Annotated in this window: 14 protein-coding genes; 6 read left to right on the forward strand and 8 right to left on the reverse strand. The window is 44.8% G+C overall.

Translation table 11 applies throughout. The features are described from left to right. Positions 1–60: 60 nt before the first annotated feature. Positions 61–1,155, reverse strand: coding sequence for a Rho termination factor (modular protein) (locus QUB77_RS01175; protein ID WP_333169753.1), 1,095 nt, complete (start codon positions 1,153–1,155; stop codon positions 61–63). A 252-nt stretch (positions 1,156–1,407) separates the two neighbouring features. On the opposite strand from QUB77_RS01175, the gene QUB77_RS01180 reads away from it, so the two are divergent. Beyond that, the gene (locus tag QUB77_RS01180) at positions 1,408–1,590 is read left to right on the forward strand and encodes a hypothetical protein (RefSeq protein ID WP_333169754.1); all 183 of its coding nucleotides are present in this window, start codon (positions 1,408–1,410) and stop codon (positions 1,588–1,590) included. A gap of 143 nt (positions 1,591–1,733) precedes the next feature. Here QUB77_RS01180 and QUB77_RS01185 read toward each other — a convergent pair whose 3' ends face one another. From QUB77_RS01185 to QUB77_RS01200, 4 genes are all read right to left on the reverse strand, one after another. Next, positions 1,734–2,447 carry a ParB N-terminal domain-containing protein gene (locus tag QUB77_RS01185; protein WP_333169756.1) on the reverse strand — a complete coding sequence of 238 codons (714 nt, stop codon included), beginning with the start codon at positions 2,445–2,447 and terminating at the stop codon, positions 1,734–1,736. Further along, on the reverse strand, positions 2,447–3,952 hold the full coding sequence (locus QUB77_RS01190) for an AAA family ATPase (protein WP_333169758.1): 1,506 nt from the start codon (positions 3,950–3,952) through the stop codon (positions 2,447–2,449). The genes QUB77_RS01185 and QUB77_RS01190 overlap by 1 nt, the downstream gene beginning before the upstream one ends. 182 nt (positions 3,953–4,134) lie before the next feature. Beyond that, positions 4,135–5,187, reverse strand: a complete 1,053-nt coding sequence (locus QUB77_RS01195; RefSeq protein WP_333169760.1) for a fatty acid desaturase — start codon at positions 5,185–5,187, stop codon at positions 4,135–4,137. Positions 5,188–5,444: 257 nt separating this feature from the next. Continuing rightward, entirely contained in the window at positions 5,445–5,651 is a 207-nt protein-coding gene (locus QUB77_RS01200) for a hypothetical protein (RefSeq protein WP_333169762.1), read from the reverse strand. Between the two features lie 195 nt (positions 5,652–5,846). Between QUB77_RS01200 and thrC the strand changes: the two genes are divergently transcribed. From thrC to purU, 3 genes are all read left to right on the forward strand, one after another. Then, a complete protein-coding gene (thrC, locus tag QUB77_RS01205; RefSeq protein WP_445251707.1) occupies positions 5,847–6,971 on the forward strand; it encodes a threonine synthase in 1,125 nt (374 codons plus the stop codon). A gap of 129 nt (positions 6,972–7,100) precedes the next feature. Next, positions 7,101–7,721: a Uma2 family endonuclease gene (locus QUB77_RS01210; RefSeq protein WP_333169764.1), complete on the forward strand. Its 621-nt coding sequence runs from the start codon at positions 7,101–7,103 to the stop codon at positions 7,719–7,721. A 113-nt stretch (positions 7,722–7,834) separates the two neighbouring features. Continuing rightward, positions 7,835–8,689 (forward strand): formyltetrahydrofolate deformylase, encoded by an 855-nt coding sequence (gene purU / locus QUB77_RS01215; RefSeq protein WP_333169765.1) that lies wholly within the window; start codon positions 7,835–7,837, stop codon positions 8,687–8,689. A 137-nt stretch (positions 8,690–8,826) separates the two neighbouring features. Here the strand turns inward: purU and QUB77_RS01220 are convergent, their stop codons facing one another. The 3 genes from QUB77_RS01220 to QUB77_RS01230 all read right to left on the reverse strand — a co-directional run bounded on the left by QUB77_RS01220 (position 8,827) and on the right by QUB77_RS01230 (position 11,036). Then, positions 8,827–9,816 (reverse strand): mechanosensitive ion channel family protein, encoded by a 990-nt coding sequence (locus QUB77_RS01220; RefSeq protein ID WP_333169766.1) that lies wholly within the window; start codon positions 9,814–9,816, stop codon positions 8,827–8,829. 109 nt (positions 9,817–9,925) lie between these two features. Beyond that, the gene (locus QUB77_RS01225) at positions 9,926–10,183 is read right to left on the reverse strand and encodes a hypothetical protein (RefSeq protein ID WP_333169767.1); all 258 of its coding nucleotides are present in this window, start codon (positions 10,181–10,183) and stop codon (positions 9,926–9,928) included. 220 nt (positions 10,184–10,403) lie between these two features. Next, positions 10,404–11,036 (reverse strand): hypothetical protein, encoded by a 633-nt coding sequence (locus QUB77_RS01230; protein ID WP_333169769.1) that lies wholly within the window; start codon positions 11,034–11,036, stop codon positions 10,404–10,406. Positions 11,037–11,159: 123 nt separating this feature from the next. On the opposite strand from QUB77_RS01230, the gene QUB77_RS01235 reads away from it, so the two are divergent. Further along, complete coding sequence (locus QUB77_RS01235) at positions 11,160–12,185, forward strand: YihY/virulence factor BrkB family protein (protein ID WP_333169771.1); 1,026 nt, start codon at positions 11,160–11,162, stop codon at positions 12,183–12,185. 231 nt (positions 12,186–12,416) lie between these two features. Next, a complete protein-coding gene (locus QUB77_RS01240) occupies positions 12,417–13,079 on the forward strand; it encodes a hypothetical protein (RefSeq protein ID WP_333169772.1) in 663 nt (220 codons plus the stop codon). Positions 13,080–13,114: the final 35 nt, after the last annotated feature.

Below are 13,114 nucleotides of genomic sequence, written 5' to 3' on the forward strand. Positions count from 1 at the left end.
TTGCCTAAACACGCGATCGAACACCGAATAATTAGTTTTTAATTATTAGCAATTAGCGTTTTATTGACCATCAGTTTGTCTGAGAGCAGCCAGAATTTCCGGTCGTTTCATGCGCGCGTAGCCCCGCACTTTCCTGTCTTTGCCGATCGCCTTCAACCGTCTCAGCGAAAGACTTTCGTAGTCTTCTTCTGGGGACGGGGACGGAAACGGCAACTCCAACTGCAACTGCGGTAACTGAGGTTTCTGCTGTGCTTTCGACTGCTTCTTCGGCTGCGTTTTTGACTGCTTCTTCGGCTGTGCCTCCGGCTGTCTTTCTGAGTGAGTCCCTGCGGCTCCCAGTTGGCGGCGGAGCGTTTCAATTTGAGTTTTTAGGTCATTTTCTACGTCTTCAATGGCCTCGGAAACAAACTGATTAATTGTTTGGACTGTGCGTTCTAATTTGATTGACAGCAGTTTTTCCAGTTCATCCAACTGTCTCAAAGCACTTTCAAGATTTACCTCAGAAATAACAGCCGATGTTGGCGGACGGTTGCTGCTCGATTGTTCAATTTTTTTAGCCATTTTATCTACCTTTTCCTGAAATGCTTTTTCCACTTGTTCTAGCAAATGCTTAATCTGTTCTATTTGGTTACGCTCAAAGTTCTGCTCAGTTAGAGCTTTTACGTGCTTTTTTAGCAGGTCTTCATTTTTTTTAACAGATTGTTCTATTTGTTTTGTTAGACTATCTACCTTTTTTTGAAATGATAGCTCAAATTGTTGCAGTAGAGTCTCAATTTGTGCTGTTTTAGGAGTCGATTGCGGAGCTAAATGTTCCATTTCTGCTTGAGCAACAGCTACCTCCTCGTCGGTCATTTCAAATACCCACGCCCACATTTGTTCGGTGCCGAGTTCTTTAGCAACAATACACCAATCTGAGCCGCAGACAACTTCATATTCTTCTTCGTTGCTGTAAGCTTCGGTAGGGCGTACAATTAAAGGAATTAAGTTGCTGCCTTGCTCGATCAGACTTCTCCTGAGAGCTTCGCGGCGTTCGCGAGGAATTTCGCCCCGATGAGGCTCTGGTATGGCAATTTGGGAAGTGTAAATCTGAGTGTGACTAATTGGCTTAATCCGCAAATATTCAACTATTTGGTTTTGATCGGACGATCGCTCCATCTTGTTACAAGTCCCCTTTTGTCATTAAAATCTGCTGTGTAGGTATTTACGTATGTTTGCACTTTACAGCCTGCGTTTTAAGTGCTGCAGGACTAACCCAAAAACTCTAATTGTAGGGTGCGAGACAAACACCTTACCCAGACTGTGGTAAGTTAAAGGGTTTCTTGGCCTGAGTCTTCCCAGTCTGCGATCGAACTCAGTTATCTGGAGGAGATATCGCGTTGCTGCTGTAACTGTGCGGCTGGCTGTGCAGTGACAGCCCGATCGGCAAAAGTTACTGCAATTCCTAAAAAAGTGACTGTGAAGAGTTTAACTGCCTGCGGGACACCAATGATCCACTGCTTTACTCATCTTTACTTATTTTGGCATCAGGGCGATCGGGCTGGCGTTGCGAGTTGCGATCGCAATTGCGATTTATACGAAAGCCAGCTTTAATATCGCCCTTATTCTTTAGTCTCAAGCGAGAGGGGCGAAAGTTTCTGTAGGATGGGTTTCAACCGCCGAGTCAGATCGGGTTTTTCAACTTTTGTCGGGCGGGCTTTGAGCGCCCCAAAAATGCAATTGAGATGGCTGAAAGCTTATAAATATTTTTGCCACTTGTCAATAAGCTTAATCATTGTTTTGTCGCCTAACCCTTTACCTTTCATGCGTTCCAACACATTTTCAAAAGATGCAAACTGCTCCAAATCTCGCTCTTTGATGATTTGTTCTATTATTTGAGCTTTTATGCCAGCATTTTTCAAATTTGTAGCCAATTTGAATTTATCTTGAGTGTTGAGTGCTTCCAACAGCGGAACAGGTTTGGGAATCCGGCTTTCAACATCTTTAACCCTCTCTATCAGCGCCTGTTTTTCCCGCGTATACTCGGCTTTCAATTCATTAATTCTGTTTTCCAATCGAGTTTCAATATTTGTCAGCCGCTGTTCAAAGCTGGAGGACTGTTGGGGAACTTCACTTACAATTTTATTCTCAGTGATTGCGGTTTTTCTGAGAATTTTAAGTTGTTCCAGTAGAAGCTCTTCATTTTCTTCTTCCAGGATGAATGCTCCGATTGTCTCGCCTTTTTGAGGTTCTATTTCTTTGGCTCTCGCCGCCGCGTAGAATTCAAAGTCTCCGTCTACTATTTCGTAAGCATCCATACCGTTGCGGCGGACAATTATCGGGTTAATCAATCCTCCTGACTCTAAAATCAGTCTGGCTAATTTCTCCAAATCCGGCTCTGCAAAATTGGAACGGGGAACTGCGGATGTTATTTTTTTAACGGCAACCAGTGACGGAGATAATTTTTTCATTAGTTTTTACCTATTTTTTCCAAAACTTCGAGTGCTAGCATTTCAAATTCTTGGGATGCGATGCAATCAGGCTTAAAGTCTAGCACTGAAATGGGATCGGCGATTTCCATATTTCCCACGATTTGAAATTGTTCTGCACACTTTGCTAAATCGTCTCTCTCGTAAATTACGCTGTCCATGATTTCAAAGCCGTAGCGTTTGGGAATTGCCTCCCTCCGCTTGGGCAAACTGTACTGTACAAATTTAGAATTTGTGGAGATTTTGCAAGCAAGTACACCTAAAACTTCTAGATGTTTCTTGCCAATTTGTTTTTTGAATCCATTAACTTTTTTAATAAAATCCTTGACATTAATCAGTCCTTGATTGGCAAAAGGTTTTAAGTCAGAAGGAATAATTAAATAATCCGCCGCAATTAGGGCAACTCTAGCATAAAAATTCAACGATGGTGGCGTATCGATCAGTACAATATCATATTTATTTTGTACTTCTGCTAGTTTCTGAATTAAAATCATTCGGCTGTAATCTAGTTGATTGAGTTCCGTTTCATATTGCATTAAATCAATGTGGGAAGGAACCACATCTATTTCTGGATGGCAAAAATTAGACTTGCGAGCTACTTGTGCAATCGAGAAAAAGTCTTCTGATTGCAAAACTTGAAGAATATTATTATCTTTCAAATCGTCTTGTTCTTCATCCTCAAATTTTACTAAACCTGTCGCAAAGGTTGTATTAGCCTGACTGTCTAAGTCTATCACCAAGACTCTCTTACCTTTCTTGCTCAGCGCAGCAGCTAAATTGACTACTGTTGTAGTTTTGCCAACGCCGCCTTTATTGTGGTAAACTGCAATAATTTTCATACTATTTTGGCTTTTTTGGGGAACGGTTACATCGGATTTAACTTGAGGCTTAACTGGATAATTTTCAGGTATTTGTTCCGGTTCTGAGATTTGACTTGGCTCAGGTTCTGCGGTGGCGGGATTGTTTTGCTGTACTGGCACTTCGCTAATTAACTCAGGACTAACCAAATTAATTTTACTATCTTCCAGAAGTTCGAGATTATCGGGATTTTTTATAAATTTTAAACGCTCTCTGCCAATTAAAGCGATAATTTCATCAATTCTATTTTCAATGTCTTTTCCAGCACACTTAAAGACTAGCTGAATATCATCGGCGACTCGTTCATAAATTCTAATTTCTTTACCGTTAGTTATGAGTCCGTAGCGGATGCTCAAACTTGTTAAATAGCGATGGAGTTTTCGCAGGTGGCGGTCTAAATTTTCCTTCGGATGTTTTGCCTCCATAACTACACTCATCGGCGAGTCTGCATCGACAACTATGGGGATAACTTGGGTGGCAAATGAGAGGAAGTCTAGACGAATATTCCCAAATGCTATTTCTTGGTGCCAAGTGTCGGGCGTATAGCCTAACTTTGGTAGCAGATAGCTGACAATGAGTTTGCTTTCTACTTCGCTTTCGTTGCGACAGTTATTGGGATTGAAAGTCATTCGATTTTAGATTTTAGATTTTAGATTTTAGATTGGGAATGACTGATTTAGTAATGGTACGGATTGTGATATTGACAGTAGGGCGCGCACCCCGCCCCTTACAAAGGCTACGGATTGTAATATCGAAAAACCCGGTTGTGTTTGACAAACCGGGTTTTTCTGGCATTTATCGCGTTTAAAACTTACTTTGTTTTAGCGTTAAATTCCTGTAATGTCTGATAGCCGCCAGCGGGATTGTACAAGTGACAGTTGTCGGCAATCCGCTTCATTAAAGACCAAGAAAATTCTGTTTCGTAGAGATGATCTTGCCAATTTTCCTTTAAGCTGCTGTGGGCGAGGCGCAAATTGTACCAGGGAATAGCAGTTGAAAGGTGGTGGGGAACGTGCACGTTAATGTCGTGGCACAGAAACTCTACCCAGCGGGGATAATCGCAGTGAACTGTTCCCGATAGTTGCGCTTGGGCTTCGTTCCATTCTTCGGGTTCTTTAAAAGAAATATCAGGTGCTGTGTGGTGGACGATCGTAAAAGTGCTCATCCAGAAATGGTAAACCAGCCAGGGCACCAACCAAAATTTGACAAATCCCCAAATGCCTGTGGTTGCAATTAAAATCGGGAATCCGATCGCAGCACCGATTAACACCACTAAGACAGAAAACCGCACTTGTTCTTGTTTCTGTTGACCTTTGAAGCGCCACCACATAAAGTGTACTTTTGCCCAGTGGGCGACCGAGCCGATCCACCACATCCGACCGAATATTAAACTATAAGCTATTTGTAAAGGCTTGGACGCGCCAGCGTAGTCTTCTGCTGTCATCGGCTGCCAAGCATTATCCTCGCCCATTTTGTTGGTGTGCTTGTGGTGGTAATTGTGTCCGTGCCGCCATGCGTGAAACGGAAAAATTAACGGCAGGAATGCCAGATGTCCCACTAAATCGTTTACCCAGCGGCGGTTAGCAAATGACCGATGACCGCAGTCATGGCCGATCACAAAAAAACCGGTTAATCCGGTGCCTGTGAAAATCCACATTAGGGGTAGTAGAAACCAAGGAGAGACTGCTACGCCCCAGTAACCGACAGCAACTAAAAGAACGTTGACGATTACTTTTGTCCAAGCTTTGCGGGGGTTTTTGACGAATACTTCCCGCGGCAAGGTTTTGAGAATATCTTTGAGGCGCAGGTTGGAAGTGTCACTTGCGGATGTCAAATTTAGTGGTTTTTCGATCGATGCTGTCATAAACTGATTTCGATTCTCCGTATGCCATGAGCATGGCTTAACAAATTAGCGCAATAAAAAAGCGCCATAAAATGTCAGCTCGTTGCCAGCAAGCAGCAGACGAGTTGAGCTGTAGGCAAGCGCGTTTTAGCAAAAGCTAGCGATCGCTATCCGCAGTTAGGAATTTCTGGCACTTTTGGCAAAAAACACTGCGGGTAGCAAAACCTTTGTTTTTATAACACAGGGGCAGCACAATTAGCCTTAGCGACTGTTGTCTGCTAATTGCTGTTGCTGCCAGAAATGGGGTCTAGAGCCCGCAAGCCAGCGATCGAGCGTTGCTGTTTGAGGCTTTGCACTTCCAGCAGCAAGGATTCGATTTCCGCTTGCAAGTGCAGGAACTTAACTTGCTGATCGGCTTGGTAGGGGCACTTCACCGAATCTACTTTGCGGGCAAAACTGGTCGATAGGGTAGAAGAACTAGCCATTTCGGGGTTGCTCGCGGTGACTTGAGGCCGGGAAAGAGTGGATGAATTATTTGACATTAGTAATTGAGTAGACATATCTACACATTCACACCATTAAGTTACTTTAACCTGAACCGATCGTATTAAACATCAAATTAACCGATCGAGCTAAAATTAGTGTAAATTCTTCGGCCATTGCCTAAAACCATTGACACCGTGACCCTGATTCTACCTGCTACTGACTCTGCTGCTAACTCTGCTGCCCGCGCCGCCGAGCCGAAACGCTACGGCTGGCCCGGCTTGATCGAAGCTTATCGCCCCTACCTGCCGGTGACGGAAACCACGCCGGTAGTGACCCTCCAAGAAGGCAATACTCCCCTGATTCCAGCACCTGCGATCGCCTCTCTCATTGGTCGAGACGTGCGCGTCTTGGTGAAATACGACGGCCTCAACCCCACTGGTAGTTTCAAAGACCGGGGGATGACAATGGCGATTTCCAAGGCAAAGGAAGCTGGTGCCAAAGCAGTAATTTGCGCCAGTACCGGCAATACTTCGGCCGCCGCCGCCGCCTACGCCCGACGCGGGGGGATGCGAGCTTTCGTGTTGATTCCCGAGGGTTACGTGGCTTTGGGCAAGTTGGCGCAAGCTTTGCTTTACGGTGCCGAAGTCATTTCGATTGGGGGAAATTTCGATCGAGCCTTAGAAATTGTCCGCGAAATGGCTGTCAACTATCCCGTGACCTTGGTAAATTCGGTGAATCCTTACCGCTTGGAAGGTCAGAAAACCGGAGCTTTTGAAGTGGTGGACGCTTTAGGCGACGCCCCAGACTGGCTGTGCATTCCCGTAGGAAATGCGGGAAATATCACAGCATACTGGATGGGTTTCTGTCAATACCACCAAGCCAAAAAATGTTCGCGCCTGCCGCAGATGATGGGATTTCAAGCCGCTGGGGCTGCACCGTTGGTAACGGGCTCACCGGTGGCGCATCCGGACACCCTGGCGACGGCAATTCGGATTGGGAATCCGGCTAGCTGGAAACAGGCGATCGCAGCTTCCGAAGCCAGCCGCGGCGGTTTTGCCGCAGTCACCGACGCCGAAATTCTCGACGCTTACCGTTTGTTAGCATCGCAGGAAGGGATTTTCTGCGAACCGGCGAGTGCAGCTTCTGTGGCAGGTTTGCTGAAGGTGAAAGACCAAGTTCCGACTGGGGCGACGGTGGTTTGCGTGCTGACTGGTAACGGTTTGAAAGACCCGGATACGGCAATTAATCACAGCAACAATCAATTTAAAAGTGGCATTGCTCCGACTTTGGATGCAGTAGCTGGGGCGATGGGATTTTAAAAGAAGGAAGAGGGAACAGGGAAGAAGGAAAACTCTTTGTCATCTTCTCTCTCTTCTCTTCCTCTGCGTCCTCTGCGTCCTCTGCGGTTCGTTAAAAAAATTCTTAATTCATCACCAGGAGCAAACAGAATGGTTCAATCACCTGCCAAACTTCTAAGTGTTGATGAATTTATTGCCAACTTTGGCGACAGCGAGCGTTACGAACTAATCGATGGTGAATTAACCGAAAAGGAACCAACGGGGCCGCACGAACAAGTATCCGCCTTCCTCGGGCGAAAACTCAATGTAGAAATCGATCGTCTGGAGCTACCCTACTTTATTCCCCCTCGCTGTCTCATCAAATTATTAGGAACAGCAACAGCGTTTCGCCCCGACGTACTTGTAGTAGATCGAACTCAACTAATTAATGAACCTTTGTGGCAACAAGAACCTGTAATTACATCGGGAAACTCAATTAAACTAATCGCTGAAATTGTCAGCACCAATTGGCAGAACGACTACACCCGCAAAGTTGAAGATTACGCACTGCTGGGGGTGCCTGAGTATTGGATTGTGGATTATCTGGGCATTGGCGGCAGAGAATATATTGGCAAACCCAAACAGCCGACAATTACTATTTGTATGCTGCGAGAAGATGAGTATCAAAAACAGTTGTTTCAAAAGAGCGATCGACTGATTTCTTCACTCTTCCCAGACTTGCAGTTAACCGCACAACAAATCTTCGGAGCAAGCAGTATTTTAAATTCCTGATTACCAAACGGCGGTAGTTTGAGTAACAGTAAGCTCCGTAGCGTACACCCTACAGAATAACTTCAAAGAGCTTATATGGTGCGGAGAATCAATAAAACTTTAGCAATTATACAATGACCAAACCTACTGCAACCCTGTTAATTGCCTGTCCCGATCGCAAAGGACTCGTCGCCTTACTTGCCAACTTTATCGCATCCCACAACGGCAATATCATTCACGCGGATCACCATACAGATTTTACCGCTGGATTATTTCTAAGCAGGCTAGAATGGCAATTAGACGGTTTTGACTTAACCACCGAACAAATAACACCTGCTTTTAGTGAAATTGCCAAGGACTTAGAAGCCAATTGGCAATTGCATTTCTCCCAAAAAATTCGACGGATCGCGATCTGGGTAAGCCGTCAAGATCACTGTTTATTAGACTTGATTTGGCGACAGCGAGCGCAAGAAATCAGGGGTGAAATTCCGCTGATTATCAGCAACCATGAAAATTTAAAGCCTCTTGCCACACAATACGGTATCGACTTTGAGTATATTCCCATTACTAAAGACAATAAAGCTATTCAAGAAGCACAACAGTTAGAAATTATTAAAAAATATAATATCGATTTAGTAGTTTTGGCTAAATATATGCAAATATTGAGTCAAGACTTTATCAGAAAATTTCCCAATGTGATTAATATTCACCATTCATTTTTACCCGCGTTTGTGGGCGCAAATCCCTACGAAAGGGCTTATGAAAGAGGGGTAAAAATAATCGGTGCAACAGCCCACTATGTTACACCTGATTTAGATGCGGGCCCGATTATCGAACAAGATGTTGTGCGCGTGAGTCACCGCGATGAAGTGTCTGATTTGGTTCGCAAAGGTAAAGATTTAGAAAGAGTTGTGTTAGCAAGGGCGGTGCGATATCATTTACAAAATCGTGTTTTAGTTTATGGCAATCGGACTGTGGTTTTTGCTTGAAAGTTATGCCTGATATCAATCCTGATTTGCTACTCGTTTAATCACTCGGCGAGTGATATCAATTCCGGTTGCACGAGCCAAGTGCAGCGAATCCCAAAGTTTGCTCAGCTTGACATTTTGCATGACTGGTGATGCTGTTAAGATTTTCCGTTGCCGTCTTGTTGCGATCGCCCTTGGCCCACTTTTCGCACAGAGCCACTAATACGACGAAGTTTCGGAACTTTACGTTTGTCTGCGGGCCATCCTTCACGCTGCTGGGAGCGATCGCCATCTGTCTCTTCGGTTTGATCGTGCAACAAGATGTTCCGCGTGGGATAAGGCAAATCGAGCCCGTTTTCCACATATAGCTTTTTTTTAATAGCACAAATTACCTTGTCGCGCGATCGCAGATCGTCAATTCGGCGCGGCGGAGCAATCCACCACCGAACGCGGATATTGACCGTACTTTCTCCTAGATCCATCGCCAGTACATCGGGTTCAGGAGCTTTCAAAACCTCCTTCAGGCTGTGCAGTGCTTCCAGGATTAACTGCTTGGCGTGGTCAATATCGTCCCCGTAACCAATACTAATATCGTATTCCATGCGGCGTTTATCGAAAGCAGTATTCACAGTCACCGAATTCGTAAACAATTCGGCATTTGGAATGACAATCCGCCGACCATCATAGGTTTGGATTGTTGTAGCGCGGGTCTCAATATTTTCTACCGTTCCCTCAAAGTTTTTAAACACAATTTGGTCATCGATTCGGAACGGTTCCGTCAACAGAATTAGGATACCGGCTAAGAAGTTTTGCAAGATATCGCGAAATGCAAAACCAATCGCCACCCCGCTAATTCCTAGCAGTTGCACCAAATCCCCAGCTTTCAATGTGGGAATTATAATCGAAAGAGAAATAAATAGACCAACTAGAACGATCGTACCCTGCGCCAACCGTCCTAACACCAGCCCCAAATTTCGAGCTTGGTGGTGGTTGCGGGTAACTCGCCTGACCACTCTCTTAATTTGCCTACCCACAAAGTAAAAAATTGCAAAGACAATTAAGGCCAGCACAATATTAGGCAGCATGATCATAAAGCTGTCGATCATGCTCTGAATCTTTTTCCAGACTATGGATATCTCTGCCTTCATGAAATTTCCTCGTGCATCAGTCGTTGTCGATAGTAGTAAAATTTAGCTCGATTAAGTTCTATCTAAAGACTGTAGGTTGGTACGACGCGAGGAATATTTTTTGGATGTTTTAAAAATTTTGAATGCGGATTATAGGTTGGGACATAGTACAGTTAAATCGATTAGTAAACCCTCTGTAGATGGGGAATAATAATGAAGCGGATGAATTAATGCCTTCTAATTGCAGGAATAGCAAAAACAACGCATCGCTGACTAAATCCCACCTGCTAAGGGGACTCGCCATGCCGACAATTCCTGAATTTTTACCAGAAAGAATTGGTTTAAAGCCCCAAGCATGAGCGACAGAAATTAAAAGAAGACTATTCATTACTCCAATCCTCTTCCTTCCAGGTAGAGGTCGCTATAAAGCGGTCAATCGATTGCGCGATTTTAGATTTTAGATTTTAGAGGCGACCCCACGGATAAATGCTCTTTCTTGAGGATTTTCGATTTTAGATTTGGGATTGATTCCACGGATAAATCACGTGGCGGGTACCACCTTTGAAATTCGCTTGTCAACTGTCAACTGTCAACTGTCAACTGAACTCCTAATTCCCAAAGGGCGGTAAATCGAGTAACTGATTTTTAGAAGCTGGAAGCTGGGCGGGATTTTTGCCTGGGGCGGAAGTTTGGCGGATTTCCAGAGCAGTTTCGCCAGGATTTGCAGTGCGAGTAGGTACTATCTCCAAAGAATATACTGTCTCGGTTTTTGCAGGGGCAGGATTTTGGGCTTTGGTGAGCAAGTCAACGGCATCTCCGAGGGCGCTAGTTAAATTTTTGCTAGTTTCGGCGTGACGGGCTTCTTCTTGTTTGAGGGCTTGAGTGAGTTGTTTAACTTGTTCGATCGCCCGATCGCGCTCTTCGAGAACTTCTGCTAACTTAGCTTTAAGTTCGCCTACTGTTTGCAGTTGTGCGATTTCCTGCTGGCGAGCAACCCCAGCATCAGATCCTTCGGGCACAAGGGGGGAAAAATTTTGTAATTGCTCTATTTGTGCTTCCAGAGAAGCGATGCTTTGCTGAGCTAATTTGGCATCATTCCGCCGCTGTTCGGCTTCGGTATTGTAGAGTTGGCGCCACTGAGCAGCACTTTCACCGGCCTCATCGCGATCGCGCGAAACTTCTGTTAACTGCTGTTGCAGCCGCTTGATTTCATCTAACCACTGTCTGACATCCTGATCCATAATATTGATTTTAGATTTTAGATTTTAGATTGGGGAATGGGAAATTGGCAATTGCGAGTTGATAATGGCTTAATTAATTAACGAGTTGTGTTACGTGATCTTTCACCCCGTTTCCTGTGCGCTATGAACATTTATTACTGGTTGCGCTACCTGATTTTAGCTTTGTTTAAGGCGCTTTTAAGGCTGTTTCGAGCTCTCAAACGGAAATGGGGTGGTTTTTGGCTGTTTTGTCGGTGTTTGACTTGGGGCACGCTCAAGGAAGTCGGGGCGAAGGCGGGAGAGCAGCGCTTGCCGGGGCTGTCTGCGGAAATGGCCTACAATTCTATGCTGGCGCTGTTTCCGGGGCTGTTGGCTATTTTATCTGCGATCGCTCTGTTTGAACCTTTGCAGTCAACACTTTATCAAATCGCCCGTCTTTTGGGCGAAATTATACCCGATGACGTGCGGAAGTTGATTGGTGGCTTAATCAAAGAAATTCTGTTAACTCGCAATAAAGGGCTGTTTTCGGTGAGCTTTCTTGCCTCGATTTGGGCATTTTCTGGAGTAATGAGCGCGGCGATGGCTGCACTCGATCGCATCCATGAAACCCCGAGCGATCGAACTAGACCATTTTGGAAAGCCAAACTTATTTCTCTGACCCTGAGTATCGGTACAATTATACTATTGATTTTGGCATCGGGAGTAGTATTTGTCAGCGACTTAATTGTCCAAGCTATTGCCCGCCAGAGTTGCCTGCTGGAGTCCGTCGCCAATTGCGATTTAAAAGATGTCCAAAATTGCTTGCTCATCGTCGGCAATTGCCCTTTAGAGTCGCAACTATTAGGTGCTTGGCGGCTGTGGCGGTGGCCGATTTCTTTGGGAATTGTATCACTAGCCTTTGCCTTTATTTACCGCTACGGGCCTAGCCGCCGTCAACCAGATATTCCTATTGTGTCAGGAGCTGTTTTTGCTGCTATTTTGTGGGCGCTATTTTCAGCTTTCTTTCGGTTTTATGTTTTGCATTTGGGCAATTTTAGTTGGGCTTACGGCACAATCGGAAGTTTTATTGTGTTGCTGCTGTGGCTGGATCTTTCTTCTTTGGTGATGCTGATCGGCGCTCAGTTGAATGTGACCGTGGGAAAGGCAATTAAACAATCAAAATTCAAATAATTTGTTAATTGTTAATTCTTATTTGTTATTTGCCGGATGCTGGCTTACCGACGGAGTAAAGTGCTGAGGATACCCGCAACAAAAGACAGCAAAATAAGTATCCAAATGACACCACCGGGAATGAAGGTCAAGATCCCAACACCTCTAAGAATCCAAACTAGGAGGGTGAGGGCCAGGATAGTCAAAAAGATGCGGGTAGATAGTCGCATTTGAAATCTAGGAGAATTAGTCATGTTGAATCTTAAAATTTTGTCTGGATCAATGATAGCTGTTTTATTGGCGATCGGCAGTTACCTCACCTTAATTTCCACTCCCGGTTCCACTGTTGCGCCTGGGGCTACAAATGTGCTGGGAGAAGCGGCAAATGCTGCTCAAAAAACACCTTCTGCAAGTTTAACAATTTCCGCTCGCACAATTGGAGCGGCCAAGGTGGGGATGACTTTCGGACAATTGAAAAAGGCTCTCGGTTCCACAGCACAGTTTAAGGTACAGTCTCCTTTTATGGTAGACTTTGATGCTGTGGCTGTCAGCCAGTCGGGAAAAGTGCAATATCGGATTATCTACGCTGCGGGTACAAAGCTAAAAGATACCGATGTCATTGAACTTTTGATGACTGAAAATGCTAATTATAAAACAGTTCAGGGCGTCGGGCCGGGAATGACTTTGAAACAAGCTGAGGCAATTTACGGCAAAGCGACTTTATCTTATAACGTGGATAATGAGATGAGAGAAGGGGTTGTATTTGCCAAGCAACCCACTAGAAACATTATGTTTGTTCCCAAGGCTGAAGGCAAACAATTTGGGGGAGTTTATGGCGCTGGTCAAGGGGGATTTTATCAGACTAATAAGTATCAGCCGAATGCTGTTATTAAGTCTGTGATGGTGCGGAAGTAAGTTATCAGTCCTGGACGCAAAAACCCGGTTTTTTA

This window comes from Microcoleus sp. AT9b-C3 (genome assembly GCF_036705485.1).
Taxonomy (GTDB): Bacteria; Cyanobacteriota; Cyanobacteriia; order Cyanobacteriales; family Microcoleaceae; genus Microcoleus.